Annotated in this window: 23 protein-coding genes; 12 read left to right on the top strand and 11 right to left on the bottom strand. The window is 63.3% G+C overall.

Features of this window, described 5'->3' with window-relative positions; translation table 11 throughout:
- Positions 1 to 477, bottom strand: a 477-nt coding sequence (locus EOL86_04650) for a hypothetical protein (protein ID NCD24870.1), incomplete at its 3' end; no start/stop codon positions are given.
- Positions 478 to 648: 171 nt separating this feature from the next.
- On the opposite strand from EOL86_04650, the gene EOL86_04655 reads away from it, so the two are divergent.
- The 5 genes from EOL86_04655 (at position 649) to EOL86_04675 (ending at position 6720) form a co-directional block, all read left to right on the top strand.
- Positions 649 to 2943, top strand: coding sequence for a xanthine dehydrogenase family protein molybdopterin-binding subunit (locus EOL86_04655; protein ID NCD24871.1), 2295 nt, complete (start codon positions 649 to 651; stop codon positions 2941 to 2943).
- The gene (locus EOL86_04660) at positions 2940 to 3392 is read left to right on the top strand and encodes a (2Fe-2S)-binding protein (protein ID NCD24872.1); all 453 of its coding nucleotides are present in this window, start codon (positions 2940 to 2942) and stop codon (positions 3390 to 3392) included. Before EOL86_04655 ends, EOL86_04660 begins: the two co-directional genes overlap by 4 nt.
- Positions 3389 to 4216, top strand: coding sequence for a xanthine dehydrogenase family protein subunit M (locus tag EOL86_04665; protein NCD24873.1), 828 nt, complete (start codon positions 3389 to 3391; stop codon positions 4214 to 4216). The genes EOL86_04660 and EOL86_04665 overlap by 4 nt, the downstream gene beginning before the upstream one ends.
- An 85-nt stretch (positions 4217 to 4301) precedes the next feature.
- Complete coding sequence (locus tag EOL86_04670) at positions 4302 to 5627, top strand: hypothetical protein (protein NCD24874.1); 1326 nt, start codon at positions 4302 to 4304, stop codon at positions 5625 to 5627.
- Positions 5596 to 6720, top strand: a complete 1125-nt coding sequence (locus EOL86_04675) for an aminotransferase class I/II-fold pyridoxal phosphate-dependent enzyme (GenBank protein ID NCD24875.1) — start codon at positions 5596 to 5598, stop codon at positions 6718 to 6720. Before EOL86_04670 ends, EOL86_04675 begins: the two co-directional genes overlap by 32 nt.
- A 57-nt stretch (positions 6721 to 6777) precedes the next feature.
- On the opposite strand, the gene EOL86_04680 is transcribed toward EOL86_04675, so the two are convergent.
- The 10 genes from EOL86_04680 to EOL86_04725 all read right to left on the bottom strand — a co-directional run bounded on the left by EOL86_04680 (position 6778) and on the right by EOL86_04725 (position 14006).
- Positions 6778 to 7953, bottom strand: a complete 1176-nt coding sequence (locus tag EOL86_04680) for a SufD family Fe-S cluster assembly protein (protein ID NCD24876.1) — start codon at positions 7951 to 7953, stop codon at positions 6778 to 6780.
- Positions 7941 to 8711: an ABC transporter ATP-binding protein gene (locus EOL86_04685; GenBank protein ID NCD24877.1), complete on the bottom strand. Its 771-nt coding sequence runs from the start codon at positions 8709 to 8711 to the stop codon at positions 7941 to 7943. Before EOL86_04685 ends, EOL86_04680 begins: the two co-directional genes overlap by 13 nt.
- Positions 8712 to 8805: 94 nt before the next feature.
- Positions 8806 to 9522: a rhomboid family intramembrane serine protease gene (locus EOL86_04690; protein NCD24878.1), complete on the bottom strand. Its 717-nt coding sequence runs from the start codon at positions 9520 to 9522 to the stop codon at positions 8806 to 8808.
- 15 nt (positions 9523 to 9537) lie between these two features.
- Positions 9538 to 11106 (bottom strand): dephospho-CoA kinase, encoded by a 1569-nt coding sequence (coaE, locus tag EOL86_04695; GenBank protein ID NCD24879.1) that lies wholly within the window; start codon positions 11104 to 11106, stop codon positions 9538 to 9540.
- Between the two features lie 99 nt (positions 11107 to 11205).
- Complete coding sequence (locus EOL86_04700; GenBank protein NCD24880.1) at positions 11206 to 11616, bottom strand: hypothetical protein; 411 nt, start codon at positions 11614 to 11616, stop codon at positions 11206 to 11208.
- 171 nt (positions 11617 to 11787) lie between these two features.
- Positions 11788 to 12231, bottom strand: a complete 444-nt coding sequence (locus tag EOL86_04705; protein NCD24881.1) for a DUF3124 domain-containing protein — start codon at positions 12229 to 12231, stop codon at positions 11788 to 11790.
- Positions 12232 to 12243: 12 nt separating this feature from the next.
- Positions 12244 to 12654: a hypothetical protein gene (locus tag EOL86_04710; protein ID NCD24882.1), complete on the bottom strand. Its 411-nt coding sequence runs from the start codon at positions 12652 to 12654 to the stop codon at positions 12244 to 12246.
- Positions 12655 to 12684: 30 nt separating this feature from the next.
- Positions 12685 to 13206 (bottom strand): inosine/xanthosine triphosphatase, encoded by a 522-nt coding sequence (yjjX, locus tag EOL86_04715; GenBank protein NCD24883.1) that lies wholly within the window; start codon positions 13204 to 13206, stop codon positions 12685 to 12687.
- A complete protein-coding gene (locus EOL86_04720) occupies positions 13206 to 13550 on the bottom strand; it encodes a cytoplasmic protein (protein NCD24884.1) in 345 nt (114 codons plus the stop codon). The genes yjjX and EOL86_04720 overlap by 1 nt, the downstream gene beginning before the upstream one ends.
- 12 nt (positions 13551 to 13562) lie before the next feature.
- Complete coding sequence (locus tag EOL86_04725; protein NCD24885.1) at positions 13563 to 14006, bottom strand: DMT family transporter; 444 nt, start codon at positions 14004 to 14006, stop codon at positions 13563 to 13565.
- 134 nt (positions 14007 to 14140) lie between these two features.
- On the opposite strand from EOL86_04725, the gene EOL86_04730 reads away from it, so the two are divergent.
- The 7 genes from EOL86_04730 to EOL86_04760 all read left to right on the top strand — a co-directional run bounded on the left by EOL86_04730 (position 14141) and on the right by EOL86_04760 (position 20516).
- Positions 14141 to 14662, top strand: a complete 522-nt coding sequence (locus EOL86_04730) for an NAD(P)H-dependent dehydrogenase/reductase (protein ID NCD24886.1) — start codon at positions 14141 to 14143, stop codon at positions 14660 to 14662.
- On the top strand, positions 14659 to 15252 hold the full coding sequence (locus EOL86_04735) for an NUDIX hydrolase (protein ID NCD24887.1): 594 nt from the start codon (positions 14659 to 14661) through the stop codon (positions 15250 to 15252). The genes EOL86_04730 and EOL86_04735 overlap by 4 nt, the downstream gene beginning before the upstream one ends.
- A 2-nt stretch (positions 15253 to 15254) precedes the next feature.
- Positions 15255 to 16922 (top strand): glutamine--tRNA ligase/YqeY domain fusion protein, encoded by a 1668-nt coding sequence (locus EOL86_04740; GenBank protein NCD24888.1) that lies wholly within the window; start codon positions 15255 to 15257, stop codon positions 16920 to 16922.
- A 43-nt stretch (positions 16923 to 16965) separates the two neighbouring features.
- Positions 16966 to 17745, top strand: coding sequence for an arginyltransferase (locus tag EOL86_04745; protein ID NCD24889.1), 780 nt, complete (start codon positions 16966 to 16968; stop codon positions 17743 to 17745).
- A gap of 67 nt (positions 17746 to 17812) precedes the next feature.
- Positions 17813 to 18997 carry an aminotransferase class V-fold PLP-dependent enzyme gene (locus EOL86_04750; GenBank protein NCD24890.1) on the top strand — a complete coding sequence of 395 codons (1185 nt, stop codon included), beginning with the start codon at positions 17813 to 17815 and terminating at the stop codon, positions 18995 to 18997.
- Between the two features lies 1 nt (position 18998).
- Positions 18999 to 19604, top strand: coding sequence for an iron-sulfur cluster assembly scaffold protein (locus EOL86_04755; GenBank protein ID NCD24891.1), 606 nt, complete (start codon positions 18999 to 19001; stop codon positions 19602 to 19604).
- A 24-nt stretch (positions 19605 to 19628) separates the two neighbouring features.
- A complete protein-coding gene (locus EOL86_04760; protein NCD24892.1) occupies positions 19629 to 20516 on the top strand; it encodes a TIGR01777 family protein in 888 nt (295 codons plus the stop codon).
- Positions 20517 to 20668 lie beyond the last annotated feature (152 nt).

A 20668-nucleotide genomic window follows, 5' to 3' on the forward strand; every position in this document is an offset into this window, starting at 1 on the left:
CCAGGAATGGTTACCCAGCTCGAAGAGTGGATCGGCCATGAGCTGCATGGCTTTTTCGGGGTGAGAACGCATCCACTTGCCGCCGGCGAAAAATGTGGCCGGGATACCGTGGGCGCGCAAAAAATTGATAATTTCCGTGCGATAGCCGGTGCGGTTGCTGGCCCGCTCGCACAGGTCAAAGGTCAGAGCCAGGACCTTTTCGCCCGAGGCCGGCCGGATCCGGCGGACGACCCCGCGCAGGGCGGGCGGAACCGCGCCAGGCCGGATCAGGGGCGTTGTCCGCGCCGGTGGCGACAGATCAAGCGGCGCGGCATAGGGTTTGGTAATGCGGTGATCGGCCGGACTTCCGAACAGCTCGGCCTCGGTCCACAGGCCATGGAGCACGATGGAAGAGCCGAAGGACGCGGCGCTTGCCGGGAAGGACGCGGTCCAGACCCCAAACAAGACCACTATAAGGGCAACGGTACGGATAAACATGGAACCCCCCGGAATATCAAATTTACACGTCGTAGTGCGTACCTGATTTCCAGGATGCGCACAACGACAGGACAAGGGGTGCGGCAAAAACACGGACATGGAGTCCACCGGTTGACACAAACCCTTATTTTTTCGCACTGTTCCCCATCTTTTCCTCATCATGGAGCGGTCATGCCCCCCAGTCCCTACGATATCGGCCCAAGTCATCCCCGCCTCGACGCCCTGGCCAAGGCCTGCGGCGCGGAGCGTTTCAGCGCGGACATCTACCCGTCGGACCTGCTTTGGGCCGGAGCCAAAAGAGCCGGCGTCCCCCACGGCCTGATCCGCGCGGTACGCACCGATGCGGCCCGGGCCCTGCCCGGCGTGCACGCCGTGCTGACCCGGTCCGACGTGCCCGGAACCAACCGCCAGGGCATCGTGCACAAGGACATGCCCGTGCTCTGCGGAACCAAGGTCCGCCATGCCGGAGACCCGGTGGCCCTGGTCGTGGCCAAGGACCGGGACACCCTGCGCCGCGCCCTGGACCTCATCGAGGCCGAAATAGAGCCCCTGCCCACCGTCGCCGACATCGACGCGGCCCTGGCCGAGGACGCGCCACTGGTGCACGAAAATCATGGTTCCAACGTGCTGCTGGACGCCGAAATCCGCAAGGGAGACGCCGAGGACGCCCTGCAAAAATGTGACGTGATACTTGAAGAAATATTTTTCACGCCGGTCCAGGCCCACGCCTTTCTGGAAACGGAAAATGGCGTGGCCCGCCTGGATGAAAACGGCGTCCTGCATCTGACGGTGTCCACGCAGGCACCCTTTCGGGACCGTTTCGAAATAGGCCATGCCCTGGGTCACGAGCCCTGGAAAATCCGCATTGCCGGTCCCTTTCTGGGCGGCGGCTTCGGCGGCAAGGATGGGGCCACGGTGCAGTGTCTGCTGGGTCTGGCCGCCCTGCGTCTGCCCGGCCGGCACATCAAGATGTGGTGGGACAGGGAGGAAAATTTCCTGGCCGGATACAGACGCCATGCGGCCCGCCTGCACTACCGCGTCGGAGCCATGCGCGACGGGACCCTCAAGGCCGTTGTCTGCCGCCTGTGGTTCGACACCGGGGCCTATGCCCATCTGGGCGGAGAAATCATGGAGTTGGGCATGGAGCACGCGGCCGGCCCCTACCGGGTGGACCACATGGATTGCCGGGGGTTGTGCGTTTATACCAACAACCCCGTGGCCGGAGCCTTCCGGGGCTTTGGCGTGGCCCAGGTCAGCCCGGCCTTCGAAGGCATGATGGACCGGCTGGCCGATCATCTGGGCCGGGACCGGCTGGATCTGCGCCGCCAGAACGCCCTGCATCGGGGGGATCGCAACTGCGCCGGCATAACCCTGACCACGTCCACGGGCCTGGACGAATGTCTGCGCCGCTTGCGCCATCACGAATCCTGGACAACGAGGCAGGCATGGAAGGCGTCCGCGCCGCGTTTCACCCGCCGGGGCGTGGGCATGGCCGCCGTGTTCAACGGCATGGGCTATGGACGGGGGCTGGCCGACAACGCCATCGCCAAAATCGAGCTCACTCCCCAGGGCCGTTTTGTCATCCACAGCGCCGTATCCGACATGGGCCAGGGCAATTCCGCCACCTTCGCCCAAATCGCCGGTGAAATGCTCTGCCAGAGCGCCGCGTCGTTCACGGTACTCCAGCCGGACACGGAAACAGCCCACCCTTCCGGCTCGGCCGCTGCCGGGCGGACCACCTACACCTATGGTCAGGCCCTGATCCGGGCCTGCGAACTGATGACCGCCAAGCTGATCCGCCGCGCGGCCCTGATTTTGATGATCGATGCGCCCGACGGGTTTGCCCTGGTTCCAGGCGCTGTCCGCCATCTGCCCACGGGCAAGGAAACGCCCCTGGCGATGCTTGGCTCCATGCTGCCGCGCGATGACCGGATATGCGTGGGCGAATACCTCATGCCCGTATCCCGCGAGGTTCCGGACACGGGCCGCGCCTTTGCCCTGGGTTTTCCGCATCTCATCTTTCCCTATGCCGCCCACTTGGCCCGGATCGAAATCGACGAACTGACGGGCCGAATCCGGGTTTGCGACTACACGGCCGTGACCGACGGCGGGCGGGTCCTCAACCCGCAAAACTTCCACCAGCAGATCGAAGGCGGCGTGGCCCAGGGCCTGGGGTTCGCCCTGATGGAGGATTGCATCACCGAAAACGGCCAGCTCCTCGCCCGCGACCTGTCCACCTACCTCATCCCGACCAGCCTGGATCTGCCGGACACCCAGTCCCTGGCCGTGGAAACCCTGGAGCACACCGGCCCCTTCGGCATGAAAGGCGTGGGCGAAGTGAGCCTGAACGGCCCCCTGCCGGCCGTGGCCTCGGCCCTGTCCGACGCTCTGGGCGCATACCCGACCCGCGCCCCCCTGACCCCGGAACGGGTGCTTGATCTTTTGAACACGGGAACACATTCATGATCATTCATTTTCGACTCAACGGCCAGGACTCGGAGCTTGAAGTTCGTGGTGACGAGCGGGTTGTGGACCTGCTCCGCGAACGCCTCGGCCTGACCGGGACCAAGGAAGGCTGCGGCACCGGCGAATGCGGAGCCTGCGCCGTGCTCGTGAACGGCCGGGCGCGTCTGTCCTGCCTGATGCTCGCGGCCCAGCTCGACGGCCAGGAGCTGACCACCATCGAAGGTCTGGGCAGCCCTGAAGCGCCCCATCCCCTGCAGCGCGCCTTTGTCGAACACGGCGCCGTGCAGTGCGGCTTTTGCACACCGGGCATGATCGTGGCCGCCACGGATCTTCTGGCCCGCAACCCCCACCCTGGTCGCGAGGACATCCGCGAGGCCCTGTCCGGCAATCTGTGCCGGTGCACCGGCTATACACGCATCCTCGACGCCGTGACCAAGGTGGACTCATGAGCGTTCAGATCCCCATATCCCTGGACGAACTCTGGCCACTGCTGCGCGATCCGGACACACAGGTCATGGCCGGCGGCACGGATCTTTTGGTCAAGCGCCGCGCGGGCCTCATGTCCGGCCCCATCCGTTGCCTGGAACGCATTCCGGAACTACGCGGCATCATTAGCGACGAAAACGGCCTGCGCATCGGCGCGGCCACGACCCTGACCGAAATCCTCGAATCCGCCGCCGTGACCGCCCACTGGCCCGTGCTGACCCAGGCCGTCCGCGTGCTGGGTTCGCCGCTCATCCGGCATCAGGCGACCCTGGGCGGAAACATCATCACCGCCTCCCCGGCCGGAGACACCCTGCCCGCCCTGCATGTTCTGGAGGCGGCCGTGGAGCTGGCCTCGAAAGATGGCGTCCGGACCATGCCCGTGGCGGAGTTCATCACCGGTCCCGGACAAACCCGCCTTGAACACGGAGAAATCCTTGCGGCCGTGCGCATCCCCTGGCCCGAGCCGGGCACGATCCAGCATTTTGAAAAGGTCGGCAAACGCCACGCCCTGGCTATCAGCGTGGCCAGTCTGGCCGCCATGCTGCATCTGGATCGTGGCCGCATCCAGACAATCCGACTGGCCCTGGGCAGCCTCGGCCCCACGGTGCTGCGCTGCGACGCGGCCGAAAAGTGGCTGGCCGGCCGCAAGCTGGACGCCGACACCCTGCTCCAGGCGGCGGACCTTGTCCGCGCTAGCGTCCACCCCATCGCCGACGTCCGGGCCACGGCCGAATACCGCCGACAGGTGGCGGGCAACCTGCTGCTGCGGTTGGAAATTTATTCATGATCGCCAGCCAGCCTCATCCGCTTTTGAAAGCCCCCGACCGGAAACGTGCCGACCGTGTTCCCGAAAAATTGGCAGGAGTAGCACGATGAGTTTGTCACCAGAAAACACGGCGAACGGGCGCCACCCCATCCATCTACGCCTTCACGCCGACGCGGCCTGGATTCCCCTGGCCCAGGGCATGGCCGGGCAGGCCGGGGCCGTGTTTGGCCTGGATCGCGGCAAAATCCTGCGCCTGACCATGGCCGCCGAGGAAATCCTGGCCTATCTGGCCGCCCAGGCCCCGGATGAAATTCTGGAAATAACCTGCACGCCGGGGGCAAGCCATGTGGCCCTGGAATTCGCCTTCACGGCTGCCGACGCGGACCTGTGGGCCATGAATATCACCGCCGGCGGCGTGTCCGACACCGAGGACGACATGCGCGCCATGGGCCTCATGCTGGCGGCGCGCATGAGCGACGGGTTCGAAATCCGGCGCGAGGGTGGGCGCGTTGTGCTGGGCCTGCGCATGAACCGCCCCTACCCGGAAATCAAGCGCGGTCCGATCACGCCCGTTCCGATGCGTGGCACACCCGTCGCCAAGCCGGCCGAAGATCCGGCCCGGATCAGCGAGGCCTGCCGACTGGCTCTGAGCCTGTATCCCACGGGTCTTGTCCCGGCCGAATTCGCCACGCCGGGCATGATCGTGGACCAAATCCGCGCCGGAGACCTGGGCGCGGCCCTGGCCGAGGACGACGGCGGATCGGTACGCGGTTTTCTGATCTGGAAACAGACTTCGGCCGCGAGCGCGACCTTTTGCGGCCCCTATGTCTTTGCGCCGGACGCCGGGCAAAGCGCCCGCGTCCTGACCGACCATCTCGTCAACCATGTCGCCCGCACCGCCGTGACCGGACTGCTGAGCGAGCTGGCGACTTCGGACCTGCCCCGCGAGGACTTCGAGCTTCTGGGCGAGCTGCCCCTGCTGGACGCCGACGGCCGGCGAGCCCCCCTGCCCCTCTGGTATCGCGGCCTGCGCGAGGACAACGGCCTGACGATCCTGGCCCATCGCGATCTGGAGCCCTTTCTGGAAGACGCCTATGCGCGGCTGTTTCTGGTGCGCGACATCCGCCCTGCCCAGGATCAGGGCGCGGGCCTGGGGCCCCATTCGGTCCTGGCCGCCCGGTTGCGACCGGCCGCCAGCCAGGCCCTGCTCACGCCCATGCTCGCCGGCGCGGACATAGGCACAAACCTGAAACGCCACGTGGATCTGCTTCTGGGTGAAGGCTACCGCAACATTCTCCTGCACCTGGATCTGTCCGTGGGCTGGCAGGCCGCCCTTCCGCCCATTCTGGCCGGGGCCGGATTTCAGCCGGTCGTGGTTTTGCCCTTTGCCGGTCGTGCCGATGTGGTGGTGTTCCAACATGCTCGCGCTTGAACGGCTCGTGCCCGAACACGTCCGCCGTTTCGAGGCCTACACCCCGAGCCGGCCGGACCCGGAACTGATGCGCCTGTACCGCATCGATCATCTGCATCGTCTGAACAACAACGAAAACCCCCTGGGCCCCACCCCCGACGCGGCCCGGATCGTCCAGGGCTTTCCGCCCCGGCTGGCCCCCATCTATCCCAGCGGCGACGCCCATGACCTGCGCCACATCCTGGCCCGGCGCTTTGGGCAGGACGCGGATCAATTCGTGGTCGGCAACGGTTCGTGCGAACTCATCGCCAGCGTGATCAAGGCGTTCTGCGCCAACGGCGACAACATCGTCACCGCCGACAAGACTTTCGCGGTGTATGAATGGGTGGCGGAATTTTCGGGGCTCGCGGCCCGCCTCGTCCCGCTGCGCGACTTCGGCTTCGATGCCGGGGCCATGCTCGCGGCCAGGGACGAACGGACCAAGATTCTCTTTGTCTGCAACCCCAACAACCCCACCGGAACCTTTTGGGACACGCCGACCCTGACCGCGTTTCTGGACCGCGTCGATGGCGACCAAATCGTGGTTCTGGACGAAGCCTACGGCGAATACGTCGAGAATCCGGACTTTCCGGACGGCATCCGCCTGCTGGAACGGTACCCCAATCTGGTCGTATTCCGCACCTTCTCCAAAATGTACGCCCTGGCCGGCCTGCGCATCGGGTATCTGTGCGCCGCTCCGGAAGTGGCGGATATCATCCGGCGCACCCATGTCGTGTATTCGGTCAACAGCCTCGCCCAGCAGGCCGCGGCCGCGAGCCTCCTCGATGATAAAGCACTCATCCACCAGACGCGGGAAATGGTCCGGACCGGCAAGGCCATGCTGGGCGAACTGTGCGCCGAACTGGACCTTCCCATGCACTGCGGCGAGGGCAATTTTGTCATGATCCGCGTGCCCATGTCCGACACCCTGCTCTACCGCAAACTCATGGCGCGCGGCGTCATGGTCCGGACCATGACCGGCTTTCGCTTTCCGGGCTGGATTAGGGTCAGCTTGGCGCGGGCGGACGTGATGGAGGAATTCGGGCAGGCCTTGCGGGCCGTGCTGCGGCCCTGAAACGCATGATGCCGCCCGAAGGCGGCATCATGGCGGAAGCGGAAAGACGAAAGCGGCCTACATGGCGTCGCCGGCGTCCAACTCGGCGATGGTCGCGTCGATGGAATCGCGAAGCTCCTGGGGCAGGCCCATGATTTCCACATTAAGAAAACCGCGCACGATGGTCGAAGTGGCTTCGTCCTCGTCCAGGCCGCGCGCCATGAGGTATTCGATTTCTTCCTGGGCGATCTTGCCCACGGCCGCCTCATGGGACAGCTCCACGCCGGGCCTGGTGCCCTGGAGTTCCGGGATGGCATGGATGACGCCGCCACCCAGGATGAGCCCCTTGCATTCCAGATGGCCGCGCGCGGGCACGTTGTTGCCAATGATCTCGCCCCTGGCGACAATGGTGCCGCCGGTGGTGATGGTCCGGGAAATGATCTCGCCGCGCGTGTTGGGCGCGTTCAGGACAATGCGGTTGCCGCTGTCCACATGCGAACCCGTGGGGGTGACGATGACGGAATTGAACCTGGCCACGGCCCCCTCGCCATTCAGATAAATCGTCGGGTACGACTGCACGGACCTGACCTTTTTCATCAGGACGTAATTGTTCTGCAGCACGCCGCCCTCTTCCACGACACCCACGGTACGCGGCCGGACCACGACATCCTCGCCCCAATTATGGACCATGGTGAAGGTCAGCTTGCCGCCCTTCTTGATGTAGAACTCGGAGATACCCAGGTGCAGGGCCGAGGTCACGTCGTGGGACGTGGCGCAGCCGGTGATGATGTGGACTTCGGAATCTTCCTCGACAACCACGAGGTTATGCACGTTCTGGCCGATGTTCTGGCCCTTGATGAACAGGCAGCTCTGCACCGGTTCGGCCACCTTGGCGCCCTTTTCGGTGCGGATGAAATAACCGCCGTGCAACTCTTCCCTGGCCGCGGCGCGGGTAAAATCATCCGTGTCCTTGTCCATGGCCTTCCAGAAATACTCGGGCAGACCGTCGTATTTTTTGAGCGCCTGACGGATGCCGAGCACTTCCACGCCCTTGCGCGCCGTCCTGCAATGCACGGTGCTGTGGTCGAACTGCAAAAAAGTGCCGGCACGCTCGCCGGCCGCGTCGACATCCACGCCAACCATGCGCAGCTCGCGCTTATTCTCCTCGGACAGGGAGGAAAAATCGTTCATTTCGGCGCTTTCGGCACCGGAAAAAGCGTAGGAGTTCAGATCCACGAGATTCAGTTCAGACATCTGATGCACTCCTTGTAGCCGTACTTGCTGATATGATCCAAAATATCACGGGGCCGGATGGGCCGGGTGTCGCAGCAGAGCAGGCCGTTGTACATGACCTGGCCGCGATCGGCGTTGACATAGTCCAGGATGTAGCCGGTGTGGGTGATGATCAGGCCGGAAGTCGTGTTGAGGCGGCGCAGGTCGCGCATGCAGGCGTCCGGCGGCATCGGGCCGGTCAGCCCATCCAGCAGGGCTCTGGCCGTCTGGCCGATAAGCGTCATGTTCTCCAGATCCACGCCGGATTCGGGCTCGTCGAACAAAATCAGGCTCGGATTCTGGGCCATGAGCTGGAGCAATTCAGACCGCTTGATTTCGCCGCCGGAAAAACCCGCGTTGATGTCCCGATCCAAAAACGTGTCGAAATTGACGGTCTTGGCCATGGCGTCCACGTCCACTTCCCGGCCGCGCGCACACATGGAGACCAAATGGCGGGTCTTGAGGCCATGGATGGTCGGGGGACGCTGAAAGGACATGCCGATGCCCAGACGGGCCCGCTCGTAGGTCGGCATGTGGGTGATGTCCACGCCCTTGAAGGTGATCGTGCCGCCGGTCACCTCATAGCCGCCAAAACCCATCAGGGTCATGAGCAGGGTGGTCTTGCCCGAGCCATTGGGGCCAAACAGGATAAACGTCTCGCCTTCGTCGATGCTCAGGTTGATCCCCTTGAGGACTTCCCGGTCGCCGATGCGGACATGCAGGTTTTCTATCTGAAGCATATGGCATCCTTGTGTGGTGGAAAACATGGCCCGGCCGGGCCGCCGAAACAGACCCAAGCGCTTAAATGAGGCCGTCCCAAAAGTCCAGACCGCCTCACTTCTCCCAACCTTTCCAGGTCTCGGAACGATAGCAGTAGTGGCAGCGCGCATCGTCGCGGAAAAACCGCAACAGGAGCATGCCGGCCACGAAGCCGCCGATGTGCGCCCACCAGGCCACGCCGCCGCCCGCGGACGACGTCAGCAGTCCGGAAAAAACCTGGCTCATGAACCACGCGCCCAGAAAAAACAGGGCCGGAATTTCGAAGATCAGCGGAAAAATGAGAATGGGCACGACCGTGACCACCCTGGCGTGCGGATACAAAAAGAAATAGGCCCCCATGACTCCGCCAATGGCTCCGGACGCCCCGACCACGGGCACGGTGGAGTCCGAAGCCGTGACCATGTGCACCCCCAGGGCGGCCAGCCCGCACAACACATAAAAAATCAAAAATCGGACAGGCCCCATGACGTCCTCGACGTTGTCGCCAAAAATCCACAGGGACCACATGTTGGCGATAATGTGCAGCCAACCGGAATGCAGAAACATGTGGGCCAGAAAGGCGATGCTCCCGCCCTCGGGATAGCCGCGCCAGACAGCCCAGTCCGGATGGAAGAAACGGGCCGGCACCACGCCGAACAGATGAAACACACCGTTTTCCTGGCCCGGCCCCAGGGGCAGCATGAGCACAAAGACCAGAATGTTCACGGCCAGAATGGCCCAGACCATGTAGGGCCGGTGGCGGCTTGGGATGTTGTCGCGCAGGGGGAACATGGATTCTCCTTGGATTCAGAAGGTGCTGGGCTCGGTCATGAACGACGCGAGGAAGGACATGGCCCGCTCTGTCCGGCGCGCGACCAGACCACGCAACAGCCGCGCCAGGCCTTGGGCGCGCCGGGTCAGATCGTCCAGGGAACCCGAATTGTCCACGATCAACTGGGCCTGACGGACTTTTTTGTCCTGGGGCCATTGCCAGGAATCAACCAGGGCCGCTCGGTCGGCCGACCAGCCCCGGCCGGCCAGACGATTCAGGCGCATGTCCGTCGGACAAAAAACCACGGCCAGCAGATCCACGTCGCCGGTCAGACCGGCCTCGCACAAAAGCGGAATCTCGGCCACGGTCATTTCCCGGCCATGGACGCGCTGAAATTCATGCAGGGCCCGACGCACCACCGGATGGACAAGTCCCTCGATCTCGCGACGCAGGCTGTCGGATCCGGTCATGGCCTCGTACAAGGCAACCTTGTCCACGGCCCTGGTGTCGTCCGGCACGAAACGCGCCCCGAAATAATGGCGCAAAATCTTCCAGCCATCCCCGCCCGGCGCATAGGAATCGGCCACGGCCTGATCCGCGCAAAAAACCGGCACGCCTTCGGCTTCCAGAACGCGGCGCACCGTGGATTTGCCGCTGCCGGCCGCCCCGGTCAGGCCGACGCGCAGCGGCGCGCGGCACAGATCGCGCAATCCGGCCATAAAATCCTCGGGGGGCGGCACCAAAAACGCCAGCTCCCGACCATCGGCGGGGTGGCCCAGACGCAGTTGCCAGGCATGGAGCATCTGACGCGGAGCCCGGGCCGCCGTGGCCGGATCGGCATACACGGCATCGCCCAAAAGCGGGTGGCCGATGGCGGTCATGTGCACCCTGATCTGATGGGTGCGCCCGGTGTGCAGCAGAACCCGCATCAGGGACGCACTTTTGTCCGGCGCCATCCAGACCCGGCGGTATTCGGTTTCAGCCGGCCGCCCGCCCGCAACCACGGCCATGCGCGTCTTGATGGACGGATGGCGCCCCAGGGGCAAGGAAATCCGTCCATGTTCCGGGGGCACGCCGGCCACCAGGGCCAGGTATTCCTTGTATACCGCCCGATCGGCGAAGGCCCGGGTCAGGGCCAGCCGGGCTGGATCGGTCAGTGCCACGCAGATAAGGCCGGAAGTGTCCTTGTCCAGGCGGTGGACCACGCCCGGGCGCTCCCCGCCCTGGGCCAGGAGGACCGGATAGGCATGGGCGAGATGGTGAACCAGGGTCGGTTCGTCCACGGACGGAGCCGGATGCACGGTCAGATGCGCGCTTTTGTTGACCACAAGCACATGGGCGTCGGCGAAAACAACATCAAGAGCGCCGGCCGTGGGTTCAAGATCAGAGCGGGGTTCCTCGGGCTCCAGGGACAGACGCTGGCCGGGAACGAGCCTGAACGCGGGCTTGCGGCATTCCCGCCCGTCAACACGGGCCCGGCCGGCGCGAATCCAGTCCTGAACGCGGGTCCGGGCCACGCCTCCGGGCTCCAGAACGCCCTGCCAGAAGGCGTCAAGGCGCATGCCGCCGCACCCGGCATCAACAATTTCCGTCAGTTCCTTCATGCTCTTCCTCACGGCCGCGCATCGAGGCCGGCCGGCAAACAAAACGGCCATCCGAGATCTCGAACAGCCGTTCCCTCCTCACGAAAGCGCGACGCCGGATTATTTCGACGCCTTGGCTCCGGATTCACGGATGCGTTCGGCCACATAGGTGACCAGGGCTTCATCGGCCTCGTCCACGTTGAAACAGCGGGCGTCCTCGCCCATGAGCCCTTCGGGCACCCAATCGCCCAAATCGTCCAGGTCGGTGACCATGTCATCATAAAAACAGACCGACAGCCAGCGCTGGGCCGGGTCGTCGTCGATAACGTCGATCATGACGAACAGTTCCCGCCCCTGCTGGGCCGGATGCGATCCGCGCAGGGAATAGGTGATGCCGGGCCGGGCCTTGAAGCCCAATTCCACGCCATCAATGGATTCCAAAGTTTGTCTGAACAGCGAAAAAGCCTCCTTGGAATCACAGGTATCCCAATCGGCCAAAAATGCTTCCAACTCATCCAACGTCGTGCTCATGCTCTCTCCTTGTCTGTCGTTATGCCAATTTCCGTGTCGGAACAGGAACGAAAGGACTGGATTGCCGTGCCGGGAGACCGGCTCCCGGCGGGCACGGGGCCCGCGCCGGCGGCACCGGGAAACGGCGTCATCGCGAGTACCCAACAAAAACGCGGCAATCCCCGCATTCACTTACTCGGTGATTTCCCTCGCCTGGGAGGTGAAGGAAATTCCCTGGCCGGACTTGGCTCCGATCATGACCGATTCCACCACCGGCGGGTTCATGGCCGAGGCCGATTCCCAACGCACCAGAAAATTCGCGCCGGAACCGCCCTCGGTGTCCTTTTCCTGGATCACGTAGCGGGTCGAGCCCAGGGGACCAAGCTCCAGGGGTTTGGACAGATAATGCCGGATCAGGACGCCTTCGGTGTTGAAATAATCAACACGGGTCAGACGCAGTCCCTGTCTGGGGTCAATGTTGCGTACGGACAGGGTCACGGCCAGATTGAACGGCCGCTCCTTGTCCCCGATATAAATATGCGAATAAACCGGCACGTACAAAAGCTGGCCCGAGGCCAGCTCGCCGCACCATCCGGTCATTGGCGCCAAGGCCAGAAAAAGAAGCAGCCAGCGCATGGAACCTCCCGATCAGGATTCGACCTCGCCCATGTTCGGAATGAGTTTCTTGGGGCCCTCGGCCTCATACCGAAAAGTATGGCTGAATGGCGTCATGACCTCCAGGGCCTGCTCCAGGGTCGCGCCCTCTTCCATGAGCTTTTCCATCTTGGCCCGCTCGCGCCACATGTCGCCCAACGGATCATGCTCCTTGTTCTTGATGGCTCCCACGACCTTTTCCCAGTCATACGGGTCGGCGTCCTCCTTGCGGACCAGTTCCCAATATTCGTCCTTCTGGCGGGCCTTGTCCGGCCGCGAGGCCGTGGCCTCGTCCAAAATTTCCGTGAACTTTGGCAGATCCTCGTCCCACAGGGAGATAACCGCCTCGGGCTTCTTGAGCACTTCCCCTTCCTTGCACCGATACACCAAATAGCTTCTGGACATGCATTCCTCGTCGTCAAAACGTTGATAAAATTAAAGTCCCATGCGGACCATGGCCATGGACACGGCCGGCCGGCTGTAATCCTGGCGGGTCACCCGGCCCTGGCTCAGGACGCCGATAATACCCTGGGCATACCCAATGCGCGCGTTGTCCGTCAGACCGGCCCGACGCACGGCCGGGTCCAATTCCAAACCTTCGTCCACCACCAAACGGGTCACCTCGTCCGGGAGTTCAAAGGCCGGGCCCAGACCGACATACATCTCAAGGCCGTCATGAATGGCACAGGCCGTCAAATTCATATAGCCGGTGCGGGTCTGGGGCACCGGAATCAGGCCGGACTCCAGGGCCACGGCCAAATCGCACGAACCATGGACAAAGGCGGCCAGGGCCCGGTTTCTGGCGCCGCGCAGGGTTTCATCCAGGCCGATGGGCTGAACCGAAACGCCCGAGTCCACGGCCACGGGCGCGAAGCGGGCGTCTGGAAAACGCGCGATCATGACATCCCGGATGGCGCCGAGCTTGACCGGATTGAGGGAGCCGACGTTGATCAGCATCAGAAGGTAATGACCTGAAAACCCGCGTCCATGTAGCCGCGCATGGACGGATGACCGCTCATGTCACCCACGAGGGCCACGCCGGCCTCGTTCACGGCCTTGTCCACGCCGAGCTTGACCGAACAGGCCTTGCACGCGCCATCAAGCAGGCCCTTTTCCCGGACCTGGGCAAAAAGTCTGGCCAAAGGATGATCCGGCTGGGTCACGGCAGGCACCAGCTGGACCGAGGCCCCTTCCATGACAATCCGCGTCTCGTGGCCGTTGGCGTGCAGATCCAAGGCATTGAGCAGCACGTGAATGAAGCACATGGGGTCTCCGTTGAACACGAACAAGGCTGTTTTCATCGCTCTTCTCCTTTAAAATTTCCGGATCAGGACCACGCCGGCCAGCAGCAGCACCGCGCCCAGCACCCGCAACGCGGACATGGGCTGGGCCGGAATGCCCAGCCAACCGAAATGGTCCATGACCAGGGACATGCCCATCTGCCCGACAATAAACAGGGCCATGACGCTCATGGCCCCCAGCCTGGGCACGGCCACGATGGACATGGTCACGAAAAAGGCGCCCATGGAACCGGCGGTCCAGACCCACCAGGGCAGACCCGCCAAAATTTTGCCGTCGGGCCAAGGATGGCGCAGGACGAGGCAGACCAGACCCAGGGCCAGGGTTCCGGTCAGAAAAGAAAAAAACGAGGCCAGATACGGGCTTTTCATCCAGTATGCGGTCACCGCGTTCACGGCCGGCTGGACCGGCATGAGACACCCGGCCAGCACTGTCAAGATCAGAATCACGGCGTCCATCCACCCTCCGGAACCCACGATTGCTCGGCACAAAGGGCTCTGATACGGGAAGCCGTGCGTCGGATCAAGGTCGGGTCGCGCGCGACCGAAACCCGTGGCCACGCCCACGCAACCCATCCCTCTTGGAGGATTCCATGCTCGACATTTTACGCCAGCGTCGCAGTGTCCGCCAGTACACCTCCGAACCCCTGAGTCCGGAAATCATCGACCAGCTCAAGGAAGCCGTGCTGCGTTCGCCATCCTCGCGCGGGCTCGATCCATGGGAATTCATTTTTGTCACGGACAAGGCCTTGCTGGCCGGGCTGGCCACGGCCAAGCCCCACGGCGCCCATTTTCTGCGCGACGCTGCCCTGGGCGTGGTTGTCCTGGGCGACGAGGCCAAGGCCGACACCTGGATCGAGGACTGTTCCATCGCCACCATCATTCTCCACCTCGCGGCCCAAAGCCTGGGCCTGGGCAGTTGCTGGGTGCAGATCCGCCTGCGCGAGCACCTGCCCGGCATCACGGCCGAGGAACGCGTGCGCCAGATCCTGAACATCCCGGACCATCTGCGCGTGGAAGCCATAGTCAGCATCGGCCACCCGGCCAAGGCGCCCAAGCCCCATCCGCGCCAAAGCCTCAAGGATCAACGCATCAAAACCAATACCCACGCATGATCACCACCACCGGTCCCATCCGCCACGATCGCTACCGCTTCTGCCCGGCCTGTGGGGCGCGCCTGGAAACGCGCCGCCTGCGCCCGGACGAACCGGCGCGTCTGGTTTGCTCGGCCTGCTCCGGCGTGGTCTATCTCGACCCCAAGGTCGTGACCTGCGTGGTTCTGGAAATTGGCGGCAAAATCCTGCTCATGCGCCGCAAGCGGCCCGATGATTCCAAACGCTGGCTCTTGCCCGGCGGCTACGTGGACGAGGGCGAACAGGTCGAACACGCGGCCATCCGCGAAATTTGGGAAGAAACGAACCTGACAATCAGCCTGGACGGCTTGGTCGGTGTCTTTTCCTATGCGGGCTGGCCACCGGTGATCATCGTCTACAGCGCCAAGCTCGACGCGGCCAGGCCCGAAGCGGGCGAGGAAACCGAGGCCCTGGACCTCTTCGCCCCCGAGGACATCCCCTGGGACCGTCTGGCCTTCCCCAGCACCCGCGACGCCCTGCGCGCCTACCTCGACGGCCGGACTTGCCAACCCCGTCCCCTGACCGTATGCACGTCAGCTGATTTTTCCCCAGACCAACCCGCTCAAGGATAGTTATGGACACGCCTACCCCATCCAATTTTCTACGCGCCATCATCGAGGACGACCTCAAAAACGGCAAAAACGAGGGCCGGGTCTTCACCCGTTTTCCCCCGGAACCCAACGGATTCCTGCATATCGGCCACGCCAAGTCCATCTGTCTCAACTTTGGGCTGGCCCGCGATTACGGCGGCCGCTGCCACCTGCGCTTCGACGACACCAATCCGGGCAAGGAAGATCCGGTCTATGTCGCGTCCATCAAGGAAGACGTGCACTGGCTGGGCTTTGACTGGGGCGAGCATCTCTACCACGCCTCGGACTATTTCGAGCAGCTTTATGCGTTCGCCGTCGACCTCATCAAACAGGGCAAGGCCTATGTCTGCTCCCTGTCGGCCGAGGAAGTGCGCCAGTACCGGGGCACCCTGACGGAACCGGGAAAAAACAGCCCCTGCCGTGACCGCTCCGTGGAGGAAAACCTGGACCTGTTCGCGCGCATGCGGGCCGGGGAATTCGCCGAAGGCGCGCACATCCTGCGGGCCAAGATCGACATGGCCTCGCCGAACATGAATCTGCGCGACCCTGCCCTGTACCGCATCCTCCATCAGGAACACCAAAACACGGGCACGGCGTGGTGCATCTACCCCATGTACGATTTCGCCCACGGTCTGTCCGACGCCCTAGAATGCATCACCCATTCCATCTGCACCCTGGAATTCGCGGACCACAAGCCACTCTACGACTGGATTCTGGACCAACTGGAAGTGCCCGGCCGCCCGCGGCAGTATGAATTCAACCGGCTGAACATCAATTACACCGTCACCAGTAAACGCAAACTTAAACTGTTGGTTGAAGAAAACATGGTTTCCGGCTGGAACGATCCGCGCATGCCGACCATCTCGGGTCTGCGCCGACGCGGGTTCCCCCCGGAAGCGCTGCGTGACTTCTGCGAGCGCGTCGGTGTCAGCCGCTCCGACAGCTGCGTGGACATGGGCGTACTGGAAAACTGTGTCCGCGAGAATCTGGACGCCACCGCGCCCCGGGCCATGGCCGTGCTGCGGCCGCTCAAGCTCGTCATCGAGAACTACCCGGAAGACCGGGAAGAATTTTTCGAGCTGGCCAACCATCCCAAGAACCCGGGCATGGGCAGCAGACGTGTCGGCTTCTCCCGCGAGGTGTTCATCGAAGCCGACGATTTCATGGAGAATCCGCCGAGCAAGTATTTCCGCCTTTCTCCCGGACGCGAAGTGCGGCTGCGCGGCGCCTATCTGGTCACCTGCACGGATGTCATCAAGGCCGACGACGGGACCATCGAGGCCGTGGTCTGCGCCTACGATCCGGCCACGCGCGGCGGCGACGCTCCGGATGGCCGCAAGGTCAAGGGCACCCTGCATTGGGTCGGGGCCAAGCATTGCGTCCCGGCGGAAATCCGCCTTTATGACCGCCTGTTCAACGTGGCGGCACCGGGCAGGGACGCGGACTTTTTGACCCAGATCAATCCGAACTCCCTGGAAATTCTGACTGATTGCCGGATCGAGGCATCCCTGGCCCAGGCCGCGCCCGAGGATCGTTTCCAGTTCGAGCGTCAGGGATATTTCTGCGCCGACCGCTTTGAGCACGCGCCGGACAAGCCCGTCTTCAACCGCACCGTGACCCTGCGCGATTCCTGGGCCAAGGTGACAGGCTAGACGTCCCCATGCCTGGACGACACCATGCGCGGCGCGAACGGTCTTGGCCGTCCGCGCCGTTTTTTTCCCGCCCATCACGATCATGATCATCTACTCCAGCCCCGACCTTTCCACGCCCATTGCCTGCCCGTATCTCCCGGACCGGACATTGGTTCATGAATACTTTTTCGCCGGCAACGTGAACGGTCGGGAACTGGACATGATTCTGGAGCAGGGCTGGCGAAAATTCGGACATTACTTCTTCCGTCCGGCCTGCCCCGAATGTCGGGCCTGCACGGCATTGCGCGTTCAGGTCGACCGATTCCGGCCCAGCCGAAGCCAGAAACGGGTGCTGCGCCAATGCCGCGACATATCGGTGAGCTTCGGCCCCATCCGCTACGATGCCGAACTCTTTACCCTCTACCAGGCCCATTCCCAGGCGCGTTTCGGCCAGGAATGCACCTTCGAGGACTTTGCCGCCAATCTGCATTCCCCGTCCTGCCCAACCCTGCTGTCCCGCTATGAATACAACGGCCGGCTCGTGGGCGCGGGCTATCTGGACGTCAGCGCCACGGCTTTAAGCTCCGTCTATTTCATTTTCGATCCGGCCATGGCCCGCTTGAGTCTGGGCGTGTTCAGCGTGCTGCGCGAAATCGACGAGGCCCGCCGACTCGGTCTGACCCACTATTATCTGGGCTATGTCGTGGACGGATGCGCCCGCATGCGCTACAAAAAGGCCTTTGAACCCCATGAACTCCATTGCTGGGCGACCCAGACCTGGCGGGAGACCGCGCATGGCGAGGCCTTGATAAAATCCGACAATTTTGATCCAAATCAAGGCTAGACAGGGACGATTTCGAAATTATCCAAGAAAGCTGATTCTCACGCCGCGATAACAAGGAGCAGTCTTCATGGACACCAGAACGGTTTATTTCGACAACAACGCCACCACCCCCCTGCATCCCGAAGTCAAAAAGACGATCATCAAGGGCCTGGAAATATTCGGCAATCCCTCCAGCATGCACCAGTTCGGCCGCGAAGCCAGGGAATTGGTGGAAGAATCCAGGGCCACGGTGGCGTCCTTCATCGGTGCCGCGCCAGAGGAAATCCTTTTTGTCGGCAGCGGGTCCGAGGCCAACAACACGGTCCTGTCCCTGCTGCGCTGTGAAAGCACGTCCTGCGCCTGCCCCTTGAGCGGCAAAAACGGGCTGGTGACCACGGCCATCGAGCACCCCTGTGTTTTGAACACGGCCCGCGACCTCGGACGTCACAACCATGCCGTGACCTTCCTGGGCGTGGACAAGCACGGCCGCATCGACCTGGACGACCTGCGCCGGGCCGTCACGGACAAAATCGGCCTGGTTTCGGTCATGCTGGCCAACAACGAGATTGGCACCCTCCAGGACATCAAGGAAGTGGCCCGCATCGCCCACGAGGCCGGCGCCCTGTTCCACACCGACGCGGTGCAGGCCGTGGGCAAGATCCCGGTCGACGTGAAGGATCTGGACGTGGATTTTCTGAGCCTGTCCGGACACAAGATTTATGGCCCCAAGGGCATCGGGGCCCTGTATGTGAAGAAGGGCGCGCCCTATTGCCCATTCATCCTGGGCGGACACCAGGAATCGGGCCGGCGGGCCGGCACGGAAAATTCCCTGGGCATCTTTGCCCTGGGCAAGGCCGTGGCCATGCGCGCCCTGGAAATGACCGACGAGGAACCGCGTATCCGGGCCATGCGTGACGCCCTCAAGGCCGGCATCGCCGCCTCCATTCCGGACGTCCTGTTCATGGGCCACCCGGAGCACTGTCTGCCGGGGACGCTCAACGTGTCCTTCGCCGGGGCCGAGGGCGAGGCCATCCTCCTCTATCTGGATCTGGCCGGCATCGCCGTGTCCACGGGCTCGGCCTGCGCCTCGGGCTCCCTTGATCCGTCCCACGTCATCATGGCCACGGGAGTGCCCGTGGAAAACGCCCACGGCTCCATCCGCATCAGCCTGGGCCGCGAAAACACCATGGACGATGTCACCTACATGCTCGAACAATTGCCGCCGATCATCAACCGCATCCGCGACATGTCCACCGTCTACAGGAGAAGATAACATGGCCACCAAATGGACATACTCAGACAAGGTCAAGGACCACTTCATGAACCCGCGCAACGTGCTGCGCGAGGGCAACGAAGAGGATTTCCACGGCATCGGCAAGACCGGCAACGTCAAGTGCGGGGACGAGATGATGGTTTTCATCAAGGTCGATCCCGCCACCCTGACCATCACCGATTGCAAATGGCAGACCTACGGCTGCGCCAGCGCCATCGCCAGCACGTCCATGCTCTCGGAAATGGTCCTGGGCATGAAGCTGGACGAGGCCTACAAAATCACGGCCAAGGATATCTTAAACGCCCTGGGCGGGCTGCCGGACAACAAGGTCCATTGCTCGGTCCTGGGGGACAAGGCCCTGCGCGTGGCCATTGACGACTACTACCGCAAGAACGGCATGGAAGACCGCATCACCACCCAGACCGCCAAAATCGTCTGCGAATGCATGCAGGTCACGGACGAGGACATCGAACACGCCGTGCTCGAAGGCGCGCGCAGCTTCCAGGAGCTCCAGGACATGACCAAGATCGGCACCGGCTGCGGCGAATGCCAGGAACAGGCCATGGCGACCATGTCCGGCTACATCCAGAAGCATTTCGGATTGTAAGGGCCACGGCCCGGGGAGGCGACGATGAAGATTCTGGCTTTCGGCGCGACAGGCTTTGTCGGCGGGCAGCTTATTCCGCACCTGCTCGAACGCGGACACGAGGTCACCGTGGCTGCTCGTTCCGGCCGGGCCGACCTGCCCTCCGGGGCGCGGATCATCCAGGCCGACCCGGTCACGCCCGGCCCCTGGCAGGACGAAATTCCCGAACACGACGCGGTCATCAATCTGGCCGGAACGCCCATCACCACTCGCTGGGACGAGGCCGGCAAACGCGCCATCCTGGAGTCCCGCGTCCTGAGCACCCGCCATATCGTCGATGCCCTGGGCAAGACGACGGACAAGGTCTTTCTCTGCGCCAATGCCGTGGGCTTTTACGGCGACACGGGAGACAGGCTTTGCACCGAGGACTCCCCGCGCGGGACGGGCTTTCTGTCCGACGTGGCCCAGGCCTGGCAGGCCGAGGCCCTGCGCGCCGAAAACTTCGGACACCGCGTGATCATTTCGCGCCTTTCCGTGGTTCTGGGACACGGCGGCGCCTTGGCCAAGATGCGTCCGATTTTTACCCGGGGTCTGGGCGGAAAGCTGGGTTCGGGCAGGCAGTGGTTCCCCTGGATTCATGTCCGGGACCTTGTCCGCGCCATGGCCTTTCTTCTCGAAACACCGACCGCGGCCGGAATGTTCAACGCCTGCGCGCCCCATCCCGTGACCAATGCCGAATTCACGCGCGCCCTGGGTCGCGCTCTGGGCCGGCCCGCCGTCCTGCCTGTACCCGGATTCGTGCTGAAACTGGCTCTGGGCGAGGCGGCGACCATGCTTCTGGGAGGCCAGCGCTGTCTGCCCGGCCGCCTGGACGACCTGGGATTCGGATTCGAACATCCCCGGCTGGACGCCGCCCTGATGTCCCTGGTGTGATTTTTTTCGATCAGCACCTGTTTTCCCACCGGAAGCGCGGTTCCCAGCTCGGACAGGGCAATCGCATGAAATTTTAGGTCACGAGCAATCTCATCAGGTAATCATTATCCCACCCGGCTCGTTTTCTACTGGCTTTGACTCCGGTTTTTCGC

This window comes from Deltaproteobacteria bacterium (genome assembly GCA_009930495.1).
Taxonomy (GTDB): domain Bacteria; phylum Desulfobacterota; class Desulfovibrionia; order Desulfovibrionales; family Desulfomicrobiaceae; genus Desulfomicrobium.